Below are 19,587 nucleotides of genomic sequence, written 5' to 3'. Positions count from 1 at the left end.
CCTAAATTATTATTTTGTCGGCTTCTGCTTCAATCTTGTTCACTGCCATCCCGATTCTATGGCGGATGAAGGCTACTGCATTTTCCAGAAGAACTTTGCCTGTCTCACCGGTTTCCCGGCATTTCCATTCCACCTCATGATTCTTGAGGTTTTTCTCGGCAACAATAAATCTGAACGGCGTGCCCAGGAGGTCCGCTTCTGCGAACTGAACCCCCGGCCTCTCATTGCGGTCGTCATACAGCACTTCGATCCCTGCATCCTGAAGGTCTGAATAAAGCTCTTCAGCTGCGTCAGCCACTTCTTTATCCGTGATTTTGACGGCATTGATGTGCACCTGCCAGGGAGCGATGGAGATCGGCCAGATCGGACCGTTTTCGTCGCGCCTGGCTTCTATCACCGAGGCCATCAGCCTGCCGATTCCGATGCCATAACAGCCCATGATCGGGGTGCCTTCCTGGCCATTTTCATCCAGATAGCGCATCCCCATTTTTCCGGTATATTTTGTGCCGAGCTGGAAAATGTTGCCAAGTTCAATTCCCCGTTTCAGCTCGATTTTCCCACCGCACTGGCAATGGTCTCCTTCCCTGACTCGGGCGATGTCGATTGTAGTGGTGCCAGGCAGATCGCGTTCCAGGTTGAAATTCAGGTAATGGTAGTCGCGTTCGTTGGCACCGCAGACCAGATTGCTGGAGGTGCGTATGCTGTGATCTATGAGCACACGTACGTTCATATGCGACAATCCGAGCGGGGATGCGAATCCCGGCACTGCTCCGGTTCTCTCTATGCTTTTTTCACACGCTTTCTGCGGCATTACTCCGATGAAGTGCTCGAGCTTGGCTTCATTGATCTCAAGGTCACCACGGATCACAGCCATTACCGGTTTGCCGTTGATGTCAGACTCATAGAAAACAACCTTGGCGGTCTGCTTTGGCGTGATTTTCAAAAATTCGGCCACCTCCTCAATTGTGGCAGTGGACGGTGTATGGACTTTCTGAAGTCCTTCCTGAATTTCGACATAAGGCTCGATCTTGACTTCAGCCACTTCGGCATTGGCGTATGTGCCGCATTTACTGCAATAGACAAGGGAGTCTTCTCCGACCTCGGTGAGCAGCATGAATTCATGGGCGATTTTCCCGCCCATGAAGCCGCTGTCGGATCTGACCATCACTGCTTCAGGTATCCCTACTCTGGCAAATATGCGTCGATAAGCCTTCATGCATTCAGTATAATAACGCTCCAGGTCTTCCTGGGTTCTGTGGAACGAATATCCGTCTTTCATCGTGAATTCCCTGACGCGGATCAGACCGCCTCTGCTGCGGATTTCGTCGCGGAACTTGGTCTGGATCTGGTAGACCATGAATGGCAGGTCACGGTAGCTCGTGACTTCATTGCGGAAAAGATGCAGCACTGCTTCTTCGTGGGTCATGGCGAGCACCAGCTCCTGCCCGTTCCTGTCGTTGAAACGGACGAGGGTTTCGTCGATTTCCGTATACCTGCCGGACTCGTCCCAGAGGTTTTTCGTCTGTACTACAGGCATCTGCACTTCCTGGCCGTTGATCCGATTCATTTCTTCTCTGATGATGCCTTCGATCTTGGAAACGACGCGGACACCGGGGGGAAGCAGGGAGAAAATCCCGTTGGCCAGCTGGCGGATGTAACCTCCGCGCAGCAGGAATGCGTGAGACTCCAGTGAGGCCTCGTTCGGCCGTTCCTTGTATCTTTTTCCAACCAGCTGGCTCATTCTCATGAAAGCCTCCTATAGAGATCAATATAAAAATCACGGCCTGCATCTTCAGAGGGCCTGCCCTTAATTGTACTTTTTCCGGGTCAGCAAGTAAAGGGGCGTAAGTATTACGGCTTTCCCCTCATACCCGGAATTGCCTCATTCCCGAGATGATGATAGGATGATGGCAAATCAATCCGGATGAAGGGCAGGAAGTTGAAGATCAAATCAATACTGCTGTTTATGCTGACTTCGTTTATCATCCAAGCAGGGCAGCCTGACCATATCGCCCTCTCCTGGACAGGGGATCCTGTGACCACGATGACCGTCACCTGGCGCAGTCTCGATTCAGCCGAAGGCATTGTCAGCTGGAAGGAGTCAGGAGTCACATCAGAAGTGAAGTCGATGCAGGCGGCTGGAACGGGATTTTATACAGGCTTGGGCAGTGAGTTTATCTACTCGGCGGAAATCCGCAACCTGAAACCTGAGACGAAATACGAATACAGAGTGGGGGACGGAAAATCCTGGAGCAGTGAACACACTTTTGCCACTGCCGGCGGCAGGAAGGCAGTAAAGTTCCTGGTTTTCGGCGACAGCCAGAGCGGGCTGTCGGGCAGCAAGCCATACGGTGCCTGGCATGACACAGTGCACAATGCATATCTGGCGAATCCGGATGCCGGATTTATAATGAACGTGGGTGATCTGGTGGATGAAGGCCAGAGTGCAGCCCACTGGAACGCCTGGTTCAACGCGGCTGCAGGTGTGATCGACGAAATCCCGGAAATGGCAGTGCAGGGGAATCACGAGACCATGGGTGGGGGAACCAGAGGCAGACCAGTATATTTTCTGAGCCAGTTTACCCTGCCGGAAAACGGTCCATCCGTCCTTGCCGAACAGGCCTATTCCTTTGATTACGGACCTCTGCACATCGCTGTGCTGGACAGTCAGCAGACAGAGGAGAAGAAATCCGGTGACATTTTCACGCCGCAGAAAGCCTGGCTTGAATCCGACCTGAAATCCGGCGCAGCCTGGAAAATAGTGGTATTCCATAAAAATCCTTACTGCCTGAAAAGATTCAGAAGTACTGAAGATGTCAGGGAAGCATTCTGCCCTGTGATTGAAGGGCGGCACGCTGACCTGGTGATCAACGGGCATGACCATGGCGTGGCAAGGACTAAGGTGCTCAGAAATGGAAAAGCAGTCGAGCGGCCTTCGCAGGGAACGGTTTATCTGACCGCAGGGCGCAGCGGGGGCAAGATATACGGCGATCTCGAAAAGAACAGCCATGACGACTTTTTCTTCAACCCTGAGGATCAGCCTGATTATGTGGTGATCACGGCAACTGACGCCAAACTTGCGGTAAGAATTCTGAAACAGGACGGTTCTCTGATAGATTCCTTTGGCATTGATAAAGAGAAAGACTCGCTAACGAACTGAAAACAAGCCGTTCTATTGTGCCTCTTGCAATACTTTTTCCCTGCCCATATAATTAGGGAAAATTTGAGAATGGAGTTTCCATGAAGGTTCTGATCATTGGAAGCGGTGCCCGGGAACACGCCCTGGCCTGGAAAATTTCCCAGAGCAGGAAAGTCGACCAGATTTTCATTCTGCCTGGTAATGGGGGGGCAGAAGATATAGGTATAAATATCCCGGCTGATCCCATGGATTTTGAACAAGTTTATCAGATCATCCAGGAACGGAAAATCACCTTGACAGTTGTGGGGCCTGAACTTCCACTGTCAGAGGGAATTGTGGATTATCTCATGGAGAGGGGAGTCAAGGTTTTCGGTCCTGTGAAGGACGCTGCCAGGCTCGAGGCATCCAAGGTGTTTTCCAAGGAACTGATGCGCAAATATCAAGTTCCAACAGCAGAGTTTGCTGTTTTTTCGGATTACAAGGAAGCCTGCACCTATCTCGAGGGACGGAAATTTCCGCTGGTTGTAAAAGCTGACGGGCTGGCCGCTGGAAAAGGAGTGGTGATCTGTGAGAACATCGAGTCCGGCAGGGACGCCCTCAGAGAGATGATTGTTGCCGGCAAGTTCGGCGAGGCGGGAAAATCAGTGGTGATAGAGGAATACATCCAGGGTGAAGAAGTTTCGCTGCTTGCGCTGACAGACAGTTATACGATTCTTCCTCTTGTGCCTGCCCGTGATTACAAGCGTGCCCTGGAGGGGAACCTGGGGAAGAACACAGGAGGCATGGGAGCAATCGCAGACATGAATCTGCTCACTCCGGACATGCAGGAAAAAATCATCAGCACAATCCTGCAGCCGGTCATCCAGGGATTGAAGGCACAAGGCATAATCTACCAGGGAATCCTTTATGCAGGAATCATTTTCAAAGACGGCGAACCATTTGTGCTGGAATTCAACTGCCGCTTCGGTGATCCTGAAACCCAGGTAATCCTGCCGCTTTTAGAGAACGACCTGGCGGACCTGTTCCTGGCCACCATCCATTCCAATCTGGAAAAGATGAAGTTGACCTGGAAGAACAAGGTCAGCCTGGGTGTTGTGATGTCTTCCAGAGGGTATCCGGAACAATACGATAAGGGGCAGGAGATCAAGCTCGGCCAGATTCCAGATGATGTGTTCCTGTTCCATGCAGGTACTGAGCGGAAGGATGGAAAACTCCTGGTGAACGGGGGCCGTGTCCTGAACCTGGTGACCACTGCCAAGAACGTTAACTTCTGCAGAGAAGTACTTTACGAAGCCATCAAGTCCGTGGAATTTGAAAAAATGTATTACCGCAAGGATATTGGGTTGTAAACATGATACTGATTGTAGATTTTGGTTCACAATACACTAAGCTGATCGCCCGTAACATCCGCAAACTCAGAGTTTATTGCCTGATCATCACTCCAGACAAAATTCTTACTGCCATTTCAGAATATAAGCCGGAAGCCCTGATCTTTTCAGGAGGACCATCCAGCGTTTATAATCCTGATTCACCGCTGCTCCCAAAAGCTGTTCTGGAAATGGGAATCCCGATTCTGGGCATCTGTTACGGGCAGCAGCTTGTTTCCCACCTGCTCGGCGGGCGGGTGGAACGATCGGAAAAGAGGGAGTATGGTTTTGCTGTCTTACGGGGAGTAAAAAAAGATCCCATCCTGGAGGGTCTTTCATCCGGTGAGACAGTCTGGATGTCACACGGAGACAAGGTGACAAGCCTTCCCAAAGGATTCGAGGCAATCGCCGAAACGGAAAACTGCCCCTATGCGGTGATCAGGAGCAGGACCAGGAAAATATACGGGCTGCAGTTCCATCCCGAAGTAGTGCACACTAAGAACGGGGTCAGGATTCTCCGCAATTTTCTGACTGCCAGCGGGATTTCAAGGGACTGGAAGATCGGGAATTTCATCCGCCAGAAGCAGGATGAGATATGCAACACTGTGAAAGACGGGAACGTGATCCTGGCTTTTTCAGGCGGAGTGGACAGCTCTACAATGGCTCTTTTCCTGCACAAGACCATTCCAGGCCAGATTTTTCCCATCATGGTCGACACTGGACTGCTCAGGGAAGAAGATGAAAAGATACCTGAGATTTTCAGAAAGGAATATGGAGTCAAAATCAAGGTGGCTGATGCGAGAAATCTTTTCCTCTCCCGCCTCGCCGGCGTGACTGAGCCGGAAGAAAAGCGCAAGATCATAGGCCATACATTCATCGAGGTGTTCGAGAAGGAAGCGAAAAGCGTAAAAAACGCAAAATTTCTCGCCCAGGGTACTCTTTACCCGGATGTGATCGAGTCCGCGGGCGGCAATAAACTGGCTGCCAAGATCAAATCCCACCATAATGTGGGGGGCCTGCCTGAGCGTCTTTCCTTCAAACTGATCGAACCTTTCCGCGAATTGTTCAAGGATGAAGTGCGGGAAGTGGCGAAGAAAATCGGTCTCCTGCCTGAATTGATCCGGCGGCATCCGTTTCCCGGCCCTGGCCTGGCTGTGCGGGTCATCGGCAGCGTCACAGAGGAGCGGTTGAGAATTCTAAGGGCTGCGGACGGCATTTTTATCCAGGAATTGAAGAAGAGCGGAAATTATGACAAGGTCTGGCAGGCATTCTGCGTGCTGCTGCCTATCCAGAGCGTGGGTGTAATGGGTGACGAGCGTACATACGAATCACTGCTGGCGATCAGATCAGTCAACAGCCAGGACGGCATGACCGCCGAATGGAGCAAGCTCCCTCACAAGTTTCTGGGAGCTGTATCCACCAGGATCATCAACGAAGTCAAAGGCATCAACCGGGTCGTTTACGATATCAGCAACAAACCCCCAGCTACGATTGAATGGGAATAAAGCGATTCTACTTCTCACGCGGGACGCAATTGCCATATTATGAATTATCGCCAAAATTTAAGTCGGAAACTTTCTTCAGCCCGAGCTTCTTTATGATTTCTGCAGCATCATCTTCATAAAAAGTGAAAACATCCTTCATTTTAGCGGTTTTTTTCATGAGTTTTTCTTTCCATTTCCAGACATCACATAAAGACTTTGGATACCTATTCTTTTTCATCGGTTATGACCTCCATTGGTGTCGTTATTTCCAGAGGTTTCAGATATCCTTCCTCAAGATTTGAAATCGATACTTTCCTTTTTTTGAAGATATTTGCGAGATGTTTATAGTTCCAGCTCAGCAATACGTCGATTCCAAAATATGTGCTGCAAGCGATATGAATAGCATCATTGATGCTTTTCGCAGGAATAATTCCTTTGGCAACATATAATTTTGCCAAACGTCTGATTTCGGAATTAATTTCCAGGATTGACGGTTGATGTTTCTTGATCAGCTCTTCCAAAAGAAGCTTTTTTTCATTGGGCGATTGTTCAATTTCTTCAATGACAACAGACGAAATGAAAATGTCAAAATTCTGGATATTCTTGAAAAACCTTTTGGTGATTTCCATTTTATCCGGTGAATCATCCGCAAAAAAGAAATTCCAGACTGAAGTATCAAGATAGAGTTTTAATTTCATGACCCCTCTCATTCAGATACTATCAATAATATCGCTGGTTACTGCAGAATTGCAACTGACCTGTGTTTGTCGCCAGTTCAAGTGCGTCTGCTATTTCTGTTCCACAATTAAACGCTAATTTTCAAGACCTGACCCTATCGTTAAGCGCTCAGCACACTACGTCATCCCTGCGAAAGCAGGGATAAATTAGAAGCTGTTAATCTGAGCGTAGCGAAGATTTATAGCTTCTTAATCCCCGAAGCATCCTAAAGGATGAGAGGCTCTAACAACGGTAATTGAAGAGCCTCTACAAAGCGGAGCGGGACCCGCCAGATCTGGGAGCGGCTAAGAGGGGTTAAGTAGGGAAAAAGAGAAGATGAAGTTAGGGACAGGGGACATGTCGTTCCCAAACTCCTTTCCTAAGCCACGACGTGTCCCCATCAATAGCGATAAGAAATATCCAAATCATGCGTTCCCGAGCTCTGCGAATTCTCAATGACCTTGCCGCTATTGTTTATTTTCTGTAAACTGAAATAATAAATATAGAATTTCATTTTATAGGGCTTTATGGTTCCTGCTGTAGTTTATTTGTTGCTGATGATCGCATTTATTCTGGCTCTGAATCTGATTTGCGCCGGGGTATTCAGTAATTTGCCAGCAGCATTTTTTACGAAACTATTCGATAATTTTAAAATAAAAAACAGAACGATTTATTGGATTCTCGTTTCGAGCATAACATTTTATGTTATAGGGATGCTGGTTTATTCAATAATGACAACCCCTATAAATCCTTAGGATGTTGCGATGATAAAGATTTTTCTGATTCTCATACTGATTTCAATTAATGCCGAGGCCTCTCTGATCAGACCTCATGATTTCAAACCATTTGAGTATAGTTTTTGCATCATTTCTTCTGCTGAAGTCTCTTTATACAGTGACTTGATCCAGAATAAAAAACCTGTGAAAAGAGACAGGACTGAAGCAATCAGGGAATTCACTGCTTTGATCAATAGCGATTTTCATACAGAAGACGATTTCAACAGGTTGAAAAAAATATTGTACTCTCTGCTGTTGGACCGTGATTATGACACATATTATTTTCTATACAGAGTGGCATGTAAAAAGGATATTGCTATGACTCTAGAAAATCCTTACGTATATAGTATGATACTAGATTTTTCGTCCAAGCAAGGCTTCATGGGCTTGTTTACTCGACATTTGAAAAATTTACCTTTTGTATTTAAAGTTGGGCCTTTTTTAAAAGAAATATCTGCTGGTAGTTATGAATATTATGGCAATGATCGAAACTCCAGCGATACCTCTAGTGTTAGCTCTATCGTTTCAGACCCACCAGAAAAATGGGACAGCAGATTGCAAAAAACCTATTGGATAAAATCTGATACAAGTCTACTCAAGTCACTTTTAGAAGCTGGTATAAATCCCAATGGGCCAAACATCCCTGGTTGTGATGAAACACCTCTTAGTATGGCAATTCGTGTTCATAATGAGATGGCTGCTAAATTGCTTATCGAATCAGGTGCAGATGTTAATTTTAGATGCTTTGGTGGATATAGTGCACTTCATTTGATGGCTAATTTTTTTAATCTATACTATGACACGGAAATTTTAAAGTGCCTGCTCGAACATGGCGCTGATGTAAATGCAAGAGACGATAATGGACGCACTCCTCTTTTTTATTGTCGTGGTGGGAAATTTAGTGGGGTTCTGGATTATGTAAAAACACTGGTGGAATCGGGTGCTGATGTCAGTGCAGTTGATGATGAAAATAAATCGATTCTTTATGTATTGAATGATGGAGGAGCCTGGTTCTTGCCCGCGAAATTTCCTGAAGTTACAAGATATCTGATCAGCAAAGGCGCTCATTATGCACCTGTATTCGATTGGTCCTGGCTGCATCATGAAGATTGGCGGTTTTCAGGCACAGGCTATCGAAGTAAAATCAAACCATTTTCATCCTTTATTAATAGAAGCCGCTTTTACGTAACTACTATGTTTAACTTACAAATGGCAGGTTTCATGCTTCTGATGCTGTTGTTATCTTTCTGGAGATTGTTCGGAACTCTTGGCTGCAGCCAAAAAGACCAGGAAAAGGAGTCTCTCGGATTGAAACTACCGTTGTTTTACTCAATGGGTCATGGAATAACTTTTTCTATTATCACAACCCTTGTATTGCAGCTTTACTTTATTTTTCCAAACTTCAACTTTTCATCTGCTGAACTTTTTATGAATTGCACGATTTTCTTTTTGATATACATGTTCGCAGTCGGTGGTTTGATTATGCTGCTTGGTCACTTCAGCAGAAGGATGCCGGAAGAGGCTTGTTCTAACAACTGGAATAAACTGGCAGTATCAGGCTCAGCAATCATGGCACTATCCGGGTGGAGCATTGCGCTGCTCAGAATTTATTTTGCGTGAAGCCGAGAGAAGAACGGCGAAGTTGCCAGGCAGCGGACTGTTAGTGAAATCGGGGCTGATTGGTTATCAATAGGGAGTTCCGAAAATCCCTATGAACAGATGTCATTCAGAGATAATGATTTGATTTCCTGGAGGTTTTTCAGTTTTTCATCGGCAGTGATCAAAGTCAGATCATGGGAAAGAGCTGTGGCGCAGATGATGGCGTCAGGAAGTTTCAGATTGTATTTTCTTCTCAGACGGATCGTTTCCGCCTTGATTTTGTCATTGATGTCGATTATGCCTGCTTTTCCGATCAAATTTCTGATGCTTTTTTCTTCAAGAGGTTCGATGTTTTTATAGGAAAGAAGCTCAAGTTCAGAAATGAAAGAAAGAGAGAATTTCGCTGATTTCTCCAGTTTGGAAAAGATGGAATTAACTTTGAGAAGGTCAATGATGGCGTTGGTATCAAGGAGATAATTACCACTCATTTCTGATCTCGCGCTGAAACTGAAGCGAATCTTCGGGAAAGCTCTTTAGAGTGCCTTTGAATTTCAGGATCTCCTGAGTTGTGATAGCCGGTATTTCAGAAATCTCAGCATCATCAAGAAAAGTAAGGAGAACTTTGCCTTTCTTGACAGTGATCTTTTCATTGTCGATCGGGAATATTTTGCCATTGTCATAAATTGCGAGTATCGCTTTATACATTTTATCCTCACTGCCAGATTAATAATTTTACTAGTTTCTCGGGAAAAAATCAAGATTATCGGGAAACATACCGGTGTCTGCCCTGCTTTTACACCGGGAAAGCAGGGGATGCATCTCGACATTGTAACCAAGCGCAAAGGGGTTATTATCAGACAATTCCTTAAAAACAATGGTTTCGACTCTGATTCGTATTTCTTTCGGGAGCTCTGCAAGTTCTTTGAGGAATCGTTTGGTGAATTCAACCTTCCACATTTTTTTTCAATGACCGATAATGTTTCTTGGCATCCTTCAGAGATAATACTTCATCACCCTGAACCTCATCCATCAGCTTTGCCAAACCATAGTCTTCGATCACTTCTTCCAGTCGCTCGAATTCATCGATCGGGATCTGGACGGCAAATGGGATCTGATTCTCATCCAGAACGATTTTCTTATGCATTTTCAACATGATTCAAACCTCCAGCCCCGAGACACGGCTATTAAGCCATGCACCAGCTTTATTTTACATAAGAAATATGGAAAATTCAAGAGAGACATAGTGGAAGATGATCCATTGGAAAAGCGAACCTCCTATCTTTAATGCATTCAAGTTTCAGTCCAGTCAACCGATAATATCTCTGCCATGTATAAGATTTTTGCCATTCTGTTTTTGCTTTGTCTGTTTTCGCGTATAAGCTGCGAAGAGAAAAACGCTGATGTTCCTGATATCCTGCAGCTGATACCTGAGAACGCGCGTGAGAGCGAAATACTCAGAAATTTCCATCAAAAGCAGTTCCTCGGCAAGCAGGAATTTTACAAACCTGATCTGATTCTGACCCGCAAGGATGTGGCAATCATTTCTGTAGCGCTCCTGATCAAGGTCGATGACATCAAGGATTACGGGCTCGGATATTTTCTTACCTTCGATGACCTCACAGATCTGCTTTACCTGCTGAGTTGCTTTGCTGAAGACATCTATTCCCTTTTCCCTGAAAAAATCGACACCATTTCCAGAAAAACCACCAGGCTGGAAAAAAGACTGAATCAGGAGACAAAAATCCTCGATGAGCACTGAAAAACCTTCCAGCATCAAGGAATATTTTCTGACAAAAGGGATAATTCCCAGAAATCAGCTCGAGTATTTCAAAGAAGTGCCGGCAGGCAAACTCTACGATTTTTTCGTCAACCAGGGATATCTCACTGCGGAAGAGCTGGCTGCCGCCCTGGCTGAAGCGCTTGAAATTCCGCTGATCAGGCTTTCAGACATCATACTTCCTGAAGAATTTCGAAACCTTGATCCCTCACTTCTGATCGCTGAGAAGATGATCCCCTATGAACGCAGGGACGATGCAGTCACTCTGGTGATGGCCAACCCTCTGGATGTTAAAAGCAGGGACCGCATGAGCCGGATGCTCAAATCGAGGATCACACCTGCGGCCGGTATTGAAAACGAGATCTTCAAGGCCATCCGCCTGAATTTTTCGGCCCAGTCTGTGATTGACGAGATGGTCAAGGATTTCGGGGGCCACATTGCCACCCAGGAAGACAACGAAGTGATCGTGGAAAATCTGAAAAACATAGAGAATCCAATCATCAAGCTGGTGAACAGCCTGATCCTGAATGCCCTGGAAAAAAGGGCGAGCGATATTCACATCGAGTGTTACGAGAACAATCTCAAGGTTAAATACAGGATCGACGGTATTCTGCAGGAAATCGCCAGGGACCTTGATCGCTCAATCCACGAACAGCTGGTTTCCAGGATCAAGATCATGGCAAATCTTGATATCGCGGAAAAACGCACGCCCCAGGACGGCAGATTCCGGATCAACCTCAAGGAACGCAGCGTCGATTTCCGTGTTTCAGTGCTGCCTTCCATTTTCGGCGAAGTGATCGTAATCCGTATCCTGGACAAGCAGAATCTATCACTTGACCTGGAACAGCTTGGTTTTTTTCCTGAGCAGCTCGAAGTGTTTAAGAAAAATGTGCGTCTGCCTTACGGAATGATACTGGTAGCAGGACCTACCGGCTCAGGGAAAACCACTACACTTTATTCAGCCCTCAAATTCATTAAGCGGACTGAAGATAAGATCATCACCATCGAAGACCCGGTTGAATATCAGCTGCCGGACATAGTTCAGATCCCGGTCAATGAAAAGAAAGGCCTCTCATTCGAAAAAGGGTTGCGATCAATAGTCAGGCATGATCCGGATAAAATCATGGTGGGTGAAATCCGCGACTTTGAGACTGCAGACATTGCCATCAACGCAGCACTGACCGGACATCTCGTTTTTTCCACTATTCATGCCAATCATGTCATTGACAGTATTTTCCGTCTGATCAACCTGGGCATCGAATCATACCAGTTTATTGCAGCTTTCAACCTGATTCTTACCCAGCGTCTGGTCAGGAAAATCTGCCCGTTCTGCAAGGTGGCTGATGGAAAATACATGGGATTCGATGTCTTCAAGGGTGCAGGCTGCGAACATTGCAATTATACCGGATATTTTGAACGCACAGCGATCATGGAGGTTTTTCCGCTCTCAGACACGGTCAAGGAACTGATCATCCGTAAAACTTCCCCGCTGGAGATTGAAGCCAAGGCAAGGCTGGAAGGCATAGTAAGCATCAGGGATTCCGGAATTCGCAAGCTGAAGGAAGGAGTGACCACTGTTTTTGAACTCAATCGTGTCACTTTTGAGAAATAAAGGCAGCGATGCGCTGATACTATCCGGCAGGGAACTGGTTTTCTACAGACCTGAAACCGGATTGTCCAGACAGATCCAGCAGGGGCATAAGTTCAGGCTGCATCTCCCGCCGTCAGAGGTAGAATACCTGGTGCTCCCGGCTGCCAGACTGCCTGCGAAGAAAGCGGAGCTGTCAGCATATTTCAAATGGACTGTGAAGCAGGAACTGTTCATGTCTGATCCAGCCGTCTGCTGGAAGCAGCTTTCTGAGTCAAACATTCTGCTGATTGCCTGTGAAAAAAAAACCATCCTGTTCTGGAGCGAATATTCTGCCAAATACGGAGTCCTGCTGGCACTGGACGGCATGCTCACTCCCTTGCTCTGCAGAGCCATGGAGTCAGCAGGGCGGATTCTGCTGATCTTTGCGCATGAACAGATCATGCTTGCCGGGATCTCCGACCATGCTCCGGTTTTTGTAAGGAAAATCCAGGCCGAGACAGGCGAGAGGCTTAGCCAGGAGCTTCTTGCCACTCTTTCATATTATAATTTTGATCCGGACAGGAAGCTTGTCTATACTGCAGGGCCGGCTATGGACGGAGCGATGGATCTGAAAAACGAGTCAGTATTGAAGGAGATTTTCCATGCGTAAAGTCAGTTTCAACTTGCTGACTGCAGAAAAAATGGACTTCACTGAGGTCTTCCTTCCCTATGTTTTGGGAGCGCTCATCCTGACCGACTGCTGCCTGATTCTGTGTACCTGGATTTATTTCCGGGAAATCCGTCAGGGAGTACAGCCTTTCAGGCCTGACCTGAAAAGAGTTGAAGCCATCAGCCTGCTGGTCAAGGAATACAATGATTTCATTCCAGGTATCGGTTTCCGGATGGGTTCGCTTTTTTCGGAACTTGAGAAAATACTGCCAGATGGTGTTTTGATCAAGGAAGTCAGCGTGAATCCCAAAGGGCTGATCAGCCTGAAGGGTGAGAGCAAAACCAATGTGGATCTCAAGCTGCTGCTTGAGCGATTGAGCCGGAAACCGTTTTCAGATGCCCTGGTGGAAAACCAGAAATTGCTGGAAAACAAGATCATTTTCAGGATGGTGTGCAGCTTTGAAACTTAGAGAAATAACCATCTTGTTCGCCGTATTCACGCTCAGTTATTACTGGCAGATATTTGCACCTTTCTATCAATACCATTCTTCGCTGCAGGCGAAAAATCAGGAGAAAAAGACCAGTGAGGAGCAGTGGGCTGATTACAACAAGGACCTGGGTACGCTGGAAGCGAGGCTTACGGGGTTGTCCGCTAAATTCCTTTCTGCGGAAAACTTCATTGATTTCGGATTCCGATTCAATGGATTGTGTGAAAAAAGCAGGCTTGTCGCTTCCGAAATCACTTACCAGGAAGCCAGGGAAGGGTCAAGGATCAGAACCAGGCGTTTTTTGATCACAGCTTCCGGCGATTATGAAAAAGTGAGAAACATTGTGCGCAAGGCTGAGGAAGAGTTTCCCTTCATGATCATCGATACCATAGATCAGCTGGGAGATTCCGGAGAAGGCAATGTTAACCTGAAATTCGGCGGGGTTCTGATATTGAAAAAGTGAAAAATATTTTTATGCTGTCTTTTTTGATAATAATGGTCGTCACACTCGGGCAGAGGCTGATCGGAAATTTTCAGGATACTGCAGGAATTTTCGGGGCTGAGATGCCAGCACTCCCGGTCCTGAAAGCAACTTTTCCAACTCAGGCTGTGGAATCGACACATGAGATCCGGAATATCTTTGATTTCAGGAAAGTCGAACCTCCTAAACCTGCTAATCCGACTCCTGAAGTGAAAAAAGTCGAACCGCCCAAACCACTGCCTAAACCTTTACCGCCACCTGTCCCCAAAGGAGATTTCGGCAAACTCAGCCTGCTGGGAATCTACAGCGATCACGGGAAAAAAATTACGCTCTGGGAATACGACGACATGATCATGAAAGTCAGAGTGGGAGAAGAGTTTGAGCATTTCAAGGTGCTGTCTGCAGCATCAGAAGAAGTGGAAATCGAAGACATCAAAGACGGAGCCAAAAAAAAATTCAATCTGGACCTGGAATAAGGAGGACCTGTGCATAAACTTGCGATTCTGCTTGCCCTGATTTTAGCCCTGCCTGTCCTGGCCGAGGAGCTTGAAGAGAGTATAATCAAGGATTTCAACTCACTGTTGAATCCCGGCAGCGGCAGCACCCAGGAGGCTGGCTCAGCACCAGCGGCAGGCAGTGATGCCATCCGGAATGAGCCGGTGAGCGAATTCATACAGCCTGGGACTCCAAAAAAAAGTGATTCAAAGAAAAGCGGGACTAAAGCGAGTGAAAATTTCACGCAGCTCTCCCTTTCCAAAAACACATTGCGGAAAGTTCTGGAAAGTCTTTCGGAACTCGCCGGGTACAACCTTTTCCTGGATGAGGCGGTACCGGATAAAAGCGTGCAGCTGATCGTGAAGGACCTGGTGCCAAAGGAAGCATTGAAAAACATCTGCATTTCCAATGGACTTAAATACAAATTCGTGGATCGGAAAAATCTCTTCATATTTCCTGCTCAGAAAGACGCCAATTACATGGGCGATGAAGTTCAGAGGACATTCATCCTCCAGTATTCAGATGCGACGCAGGTTTCTGCGATAGTAAAATCCGTGGACAGGACTGTGAAAGCCTTTGTCAGTGAAAAATCCAATTACATGGTCGTGTTTGCCCCTGAGGACAAGATGGTCCAGATTGACAAACTGATCAAGGAGCTGGACCAGAAAAAACCCCAGGTGATGCTGGACATGAAGCTGCTGGAAGTCTCTTCCGCCACAGTCGACAAACTCGGGCTTTCTGTCTCTGATCCGCTGGCCCAGGTAAGTCTGGCAGATTTCAAGCCAGTCGGAACAACCGGAAAAGAACATCTCACCATAATTTCACCAAATCTCGTATATGAATCAGTGAAAAGTGACACCACGACGAAAACACTGGCTCGACCCAAGATCATCCTGATGCCCAAGGAAACCGCCAAGATCAGGCTCGGACTTCACACTCCGGTGGAAATCATCTCATCAGAAACCGCAGAGGGAGTAAATCGGCAGAACAACAGGATCGACTGGGTGGATTCAGGCATCAAGCTTGAAGCTGAATTGCTTCAGTTCAATGCCTCGAATGAGGTTACAATTTCCGTCAAAACAGAGGTTTCAACTCCGACCAGCACCACTACCAAAAGCGGAGCCCCGGAACTGAAGACCAGGGAGGCTGACACCAAGCTCAGGTTGAAGAACGGAGAAACAGTAATCCTGGGAGGCCTCATCAATCAGTTTGATGAAAATACCCGCCAGACTAAGCCGCCTCTGTCACGCATCCCGATAATCGGCAGGCTTTTCAGGGATCACAGTGGGAATATCACCAAGACTGAAATCATGATTTTCATTACGCCGTATTTCATGAATTGAAGATGAAACTGAGATAACGGAAAATCCAAAGACCAAATCCAAAGACCAAATCCAAAGACCTTTGGTCTTTGGATAAGTGGCTCTAACAACAGTAATTGTAAGAGCCACTAATATAGCCATTCCCCATTTTCAATGATATCTCTGATCAAAGGGTGGGTCTCGTCGAAATCCGTCCTGGCAAAGGAATAGGGCTGGATCCTCTGGTCGATTTCCCGCTTGAATTTTCGCAGGATCACATCCTCGTCTACTCCATCCAGTGTTTCGAGGTCCCAGAAAATTGCGAGGTCTATGTCGCAGCCGGTTTGCCGGCTTTCTCCTGCGGATGGGCCGAAAAGATAGACCCGCCAGAGCGGAATCCCGTTCATTTTCAGAAGGCCGACATACTGATCGATCAATTCGTAAATCCTGTGTTTGTCAATTCTGTCCATAGCTACAGCTTTTTCATGATTTCCGCAACAGCTTTGATGAATTGCATGTTTTCATTCCTGCGCCCGATTGTGACCCTCAGATAATCCTTGAGTTCAGGGAACTTGCAGGTATTACGCACCAGGATGTTCCTGTTTTCCAGTTCCGCGAGCATTGTCAGGCAGTGCTTTCCAAACTTGAAGAGCAGGAAATTGGTATCGCTTCTGACAGTCTCCAATCCGATCTTTTCCGCTTCTGCAATCAGAAATTCTTTCTCAGACCGGATCTCGGCCACTACTTTTTTCACGAAATCCTGGTCCTGGATCGCCTGAATTCCGGCCTTCACTGCCAGCGAATTCACTGCCAGCGGCAGCACCACTTTCTGCAGGGCTTCGATGTTCTGCCTGTGCGAAACCGCGTAGCCAAGGCGCAAGCCGGCCATGCCGTAAACCTTGGCGAATGAATAGATCACGATCAGATTTGGGAATTTTGACAGCAGGTCGATGTGAGTAATTCCCGCATACTGACTGTATGCTTCATCCAGGATCAGGATGGAATTCTTTGCTTTCTCGAAAATCCTGATCAGATCCTGGCGTGAAATTGAAGTCCCGGCAGGGTTGGCCGGATTGACCACTGTCACCATGCGGGTCTTGTCATTGATCACGTCGAGCATCCGCTCCACAGGGAATTTCAGGTCAAGACCGTAAGGGACGTCGATGATCTTTCCCTGCTTCAATCTGCCCATGATCGGGAACATGGGATAGGTCGGGCACTGGGCCACGATCTCGTCGCCGGGTTCAATGAAGGCTTCCATGATCAGGGTGATCACGTCGTCTGCCCCGTTTCCTGCCACGACCTGATCCGTGCCCACTCCGTGATGGACTGCAATCTTTTCCACCAGTTCGCCGTATTGAGGGTAATTACTGAGATCCGCAGGATCGAAATTACGGATCACTTCCAGCGCTTTCGGCGAACAGTGCCAGTGGCTTTCATTCATGTTCAGCCTGAGCTTGCCTTTCCAGGTGCCTGAAGGCAGCAGGTAAGGAGCGAAGGCGTCCAGATGCTTGCGGGCTTTGACCATGGATGGACCTCATGCATGTTGCTGAAAAATATTATTGACCTATGCCTTCACAAAAGAAGCTGATGTTCGGGGTCAATGTCGTTCCCAATCTTTTGCCACAATTACGACTTGACCCCATCACATCCATGCTTTTTCTGTTTCATTAACAAGTCAAAGGTCAACAAGTTTGAAAATATAATATCACCGCTGCAAGGAAATTCAAAAGACCGGAATTTCATCTGAAGTGATATTGAGAGAAATGCAATTATGATATAATATCTTCCGAAAGTAACGAATTTGTTTGTGCATGAGTTTTCAATAAACCCAAGGAGGATCAATGGACAAGAAAAGGTATGAACAGGCTCTTCAGTACAGGCCGGTAAACATCCAGAAGCTGTTTCCGAAATCCAAGGCTCTGATCGTGAGCGGGAAGGCCGTTCACGCTGCCATGCTCAAAATGAGGGAAAAAGGGCAGCATGCCACTGCAATCGCAGCTAACGGACGTAATGAATGGGTGATCGAGGGCGTGCTCCGCGCAGCGGCCAGGACGAATTCCGCTGTGATCATCGAGATCGCCAAGTCTGAGTCAGGCTACTGCGAAGTCAATTCCCTGAATCTGGCCCAGAAAGTCAATAATCTGATGGAAAAACTCGGGCTGCAGGTAGTGGTAGCCATCCATGCCGACCATTACGGGATCAAGAAGGAAGAAGACTTCAACAAAGCCAAGACAGATATTCCCAAGCTGATCGAGGCAGGCACCACTTCTTTTGCCATCGATGCCTCGCACATGCCTCACAACCAGAACGTGCTTTACAACATTGAACTCGGCAAGATCATCCCCACCTGGATGTCCATGGAAACCGAAGTCGGCGAGATCAAGGGAGACATCGGTCTTTCCACTGTCGAAGAAGCTCTTTTCCATATCAAAGCCCTTAATGCCAACGGTATTTTTCCGGTCTGGATCGCGCTCAACAACGGAACAGTGCATGGCCTGAAAGTCGGAGGCGGGAACATCCATGTCGGCCGCACAGCAGAGATTCATGCAGCCATTCAGAAGTACGGCGTTTACGGCGCCCAGCACGGCACCAGCGGCAACAACTACGACAAGCTGCGCGATATTGTGCAGAAGACCAATACAACCAAAACCAATGTGGCTACTGCCCTGCAGATGATTTCATGGGGACTCAAAGTCAATGAATTCGGCAATGCGGAACTGGACGGCGATAAGAACTTCATCAAAATCAAAGATCTGGGGGTCACGGACGAAGCCTGGCAGAAAATGATCGAGATCGCCAAAACCAAGGGGTGGAAAGGCAATGATTACAAGAACCTGAACAAGGATATCGATCCTGAGCTGAAGAAGTTGCCGAAGAATATCCAGGACAGGATGGTCAAGGGGGTCGAGGATTTTGTCACCAATCTGTTCGTGAACATCTTCAACAGCAGCAATACCGCGGACCTGGCTGTGGACGCCCTGCTGGAAGCCAAATCCCCTGAGATCAAGCTGTTCGACAAGGTGCTGGAAGACAAGAAATTCTGGACTGTCGATTACATCAATAAGGAAGGCCAGAGACTGCTGGAAAAGCAGAACGAGGCGACCGGGAATTTTGATGATTAACGACTGTTAGAAATCCGAGCTACTGCGAGGATTTCGTTACAGTCGTTTATCCTGTTGTGCGAAGCGCAATAGGATTAGAGAATGTTAAAAAAACACAAACAAAACTATTAAAGGACCTGATTCAGGTCCTTTTTTATTACTCTTGACAATATTCTATGATATGCTTTAAAAATTAATTAACTATTAAAGCAAATAATAACTTGCCTTGAAGGAGGAAGAATGGACGAAACCGTCAAAACCATGGAATTCCAGGCAGAGGTCAAGCAACTGCTGGACATTGTGATCCATTCTCTTTATACGGAAAAAGAGATTTTTGTCAGAGAGCTGATTTCGAACGCCTCGGATGCCCTGGAAAAGTTTCATCATCAGGCATTGGTGGACGAATCATACAAGTCAGAAGACCTGCCGCTCGAGATCCGGATCGGCTGCAACGAAGAAAACAAAACTTTTAACATTACTGATACAGGCATCGGCATGACTGCTGAAGAAATAGTGGAAAATCTGGGTACAATCGCCCATTCAGGCTCTAAGGCATTTCTTTCCAAAATGAAAGATGCAGGGACTGACATGCGTCTGATCGGCCAGTTCGGAGTTGGATT

22 protein-coding genes are annotated in these 19,587 nt (G+C 46.9%); 13 read left to right on the top strand and 9 right to left on the bottom strand.

The window, feature by feature from the left end:
• Position 1: 1 nt before the first annotated feature.
• Entirely contained in the window at positions 2–1,747 is a 1,746-nt protein-coding gene (locus tag PHW04_09610) for a proline--tRNA ligase (protein ID MDD2716139.1), read from the bottom strand.
• Between the two features lie 219 nt (positions 1,748–1,966).
• Here PHW04_09610 and PHW04_09605 point away from each other — a divergent pair, with 219 nt between their 5' ends.
• From PHW04_09605 to guaA, 3 genes are all read left to right on the top strand, one after another.
• On the top strand, positions 1,967–3,160 hold the full coding sequence (locus tag PHW04_09605) for a metallophosphoesterase family protein (protein ID MDD2716138.1): 1,194 nt from the start codon (positions 1,967–1,969) through the stop codon (positions 3,158–3,160).
• Between the two features lie 80 nt (positions 3,161–3,240).
• The gene (gene purD, locus PHW04_09600) at positions 3,241–4,488 is read left to right on the top strand and encodes a phosphoribosylamine--glycine ligase (protein MDD2716137.1); all 1,248 of its coding nucleotides are present in this window, start codon (positions 3,241–3,243) and stop codon (positions 4,486–4,488) included.
• Positions 4,489–4,490: 2 nt separating this feature from the next.
• Positions 4,491–6,011 (top strand): glutamine-hydrolyzing GMP synthase, encoded by a 1,521-nt coding sequence (guaA, locus tag PHW04_09595; GenBank protein ID MDD2716136.1) that lies wholly within the window; start codon positions 4,491–4,493, stop codon positions 6,009–6,011.
• 37 nt (positions 6,012–6,048) lie between these two features.
• Here the strand turns inward: guaA and PHW04_09590 are convergent, their stop codons facing one another.
• Both PHW04_09590 and PHW04_09585 read right to left on the bottom strand, forming a co-directional pair.
• Positions 6,049–6,228, bottom strand: coding sequence for a hypothetical protein (locus tag PHW04_09590; GenBank protein ID MDD2716135.1), 180 nt, complete (start codon positions 6,226–6,228; stop codon positions 6,049–6,051).
• Entirely contained in the window at positions 6,215–6,688 is a 474-nt protein-coding gene (locus PHW04_09585; protein ID MDD2716134.1) for a type II toxin-antitoxin system VapC family toxin, read from the bottom strand. The genes PHW04_09590 and PHW04_09585 overlap by 14 nt, the downstream gene beginning before the upstream one ends.
• 783 nt (positions 6,689–7,471) lie before the next feature.
• Here PHW04_09585 and PHW04_09580 point away from each other — a divergent pair.
• Positions 7,472–9,103: an ankyrin repeat domain-containing protein gene (locus tag PHW04_09580; GenBank protein MDD2716133.1), complete on the top strand. Its 1,632-nt coding sequence runs from the start codon at positions 7,472–7,474 to the stop codon at positions 9,101–9,103.
• A gap of 89 nt (positions 9,104–9,192) precedes the next feature.
• Here the strand turns inward: PHW04_09580 and PHW04_09575 are convergent, their stop codons facing one another.
• Genes PHW04_09575 through PHW04_09560 form a run of 4 tightly spaced genes read right to left on the bottom strand, consistent with a single transcriptional unit; the run spans position 9,193 to position 10,235 of the window.
• Positions 9,193–9,570 carry a type II toxin-antitoxin system VapC family toxin gene (locus tag PHW04_09575; GenBank protein MDD2716132.1) on the bottom strand — a complete coding sequence of 126 codons (378 nt, stop codon included), beginning with the start codon at positions 9,568–9,570 and terminating at the stop codon, positions 9,193–9,195.
• A complete protein-coding gene (locus PHW04_09570) occupies positions 9,560–9,787 on the bottom strand; it encodes a hypothetical protein (protein MDD2716131.1) in 228 nt (75 codons plus the stop codon). Before PHW04_09570 ends, PHW04_09575 begins: the two co-directional genes overlap by 11 nt.
• Before the next feature lie 30 nt (positions 9,788–9,817).
• On the bottom strand, positions 9,818–10,039 hold the full coding sequence (locus PHW04_09565; GenBank protein MDD2716130.1) for a hypothetical protein: 222 nt from the start codon (positions 10,037–10,039) through the stop codon (positions 9,818–9,820).
• On the bottom strand, positions 10,026–10,235 hold the full coding sequence (locus PHW04_09560) for a hypothetical protein (GenBank protein ID MDD2716129.1): 210 nt from the start codon (positions 10,233–10,235) through the stop codon (positions 10,026–10,028). Before PHW04_09560 ends, PHW04_09565 begins: the two co-directional genes overlap by 14 nt.
• A 174-nt stretch (positions 10,236–10,409) precedes the next feature.
• Between PHW04_09560 and PHW04_09555 the strand changes: the two genes are divergently transcribed.
• Genes PHW04_09555 through PHW04_09525 form a run of 7 tightly spaced genes read left to right on the top strand, consistent with a single transcriptional unit; the run spans position 10,410 to position 15,905 of the window.
• A complete protein-coding gene (locus tag PHW04_09555) occupies positions 10,410–10,841 on the top strand; it encodes a hypothetical protein (GenBank protein MDD2716128.1) in 432 nt (143 codons plus the stop codon).
• A complete protein-coding gene (locus PHW04_09550) occupies positions 10,831–12,471 on the top strand; it encodes a GspE/PulE family protein (protein ID MDD2716127.1) in 1,641 nt (546 codons plus the stop codon). Before PHW04_09555 ends, PHW04_09550 begins: the two co-directional genes overlap by 11 nt.
• A complete protein-coding gene (locus PHW04_09545) occupies positions 12,440–13,099 on the top strand; it encodes a hypothetical protein (protein ID MDD2716126.1) in 660 nt (219 codons plus the stop codon). The genes PHW04_09550 and PHW04_09545 overlap by 32 nt, the downstream gene beginning before the upstream one ends.
• A complete protein-coding gene (locus PHW04_09540; GenBank protein MDD2716125.1) occupies positions 13,092–13,568 on the top strand; it encodes a PilN domain-containing protein in 477 nt (158 codons plus the stop codon). Before PHW04_09545 ends, PHW04_09540 begins: the two co-directional genes overlap by 8 nt.
• Positions 13,558–14,049 carry a hypothetical protein gene (locus PHW04_09535; protein ID MDD2716124.1) on the top strand — a complete coding sequence of 164 codons (492 nt, stop codon included), beginning with the start codon at positions 13,558–13,560 and terminating at the stop codon, positions 14,047–14,049. Before PHW04_09540 ends, PHW04_09535 begins: the two co-directional genes overlap by 11 nt.
• The gene (locus PHW04_09530; protein ID MDD2716123.1) at positions 14,046–14,543 is read left to right on the top strand and encodes a hypothetical protein; all 498 of its coding nucleotides are present in this window, start codon (positions 14,046–14,048) and stop codon (positions 14,541–14,543) included. The genes PHW04_09535 and PHW04_09530 overlap by 4 nt, the downstream gene beginning before the upstream one ends.
• A 9-nt stretch (positions 14,544–14,552) precedes the next feature.
• Positions 14,553–15,905: a hypothetical protein gene (locus PHW04_09525; GenBank protein MDD2716122.1), complete on the top strand. Its 1,353-nt coding sequence runs from the start codon at positions 14,553–14,555 to the stop codon at positions 15,903–15,905.
• A 107-nt stretch (positions 15,906–16,012) separates the two neighbouring features.
• Here PHW04_09525 and PHW04_09520 read toward each other — a convergent pair whose 3' ends face one another.
• On the bottom strand, positions 16,013–16,333 hold the full coding sequence (locus PHW04_09520; GenBank protein ID MDD2716121.1) for a hypothetical protein: 321 nt from the start codon (positions 16,331–16,333) through the stop codon (positions 16,013–16,015).
• A 2-nt stretch (positions 16,334–16,335) separates the two neighbouring features.
• On the bottom strand, positions 16,336–17,391 hold the full coding sequence (gene hisC, locus PHW04_09515) for a histidinol-phosphate transaminase (GenBank protein ID MDD2716120.1): 1,056 nt from the start codon (positions 17,389–17,391) through the stop codon (positions 16,336–16,338).
• Between the two features lie 316 nt (positions 17,392–17,707).
• On the opposite strand from hisC, the gene PHW04_09510 reads away from it, so the two are divergent.
• A complete protein-coding gene (locus PHW04_09510) occupies positions 17,708–18,988 on the top strand; it encodes a class II fructose-bisphosphate aldolase (protein ID MDD2716119.1) in 1,281 nt (426 codons plus the stop codon).
• Between the two features lie 219 nt (positions 18,989–19,207).
• Positions 19,208–19,587 (top strand): ATP-binding protein (locus PHW04_09505; GenBank protein ID MDD2716118.1); only part of this gene is annotated, 380 nt, incomplete at its 3' end.

The sequence above is a fragment of the Candidatus Wallbacteria bacterium genome, assembly GCA_028687545.1.
GTDB lineage: Bacteria > Muiribacteriota > JAQTZZ01 > JAQTZZ01 > JAQTZZ01 > JAQTZZ01.
This window is presented reverse-complemented; position numbering and strand designations above follow the sequence as displayed.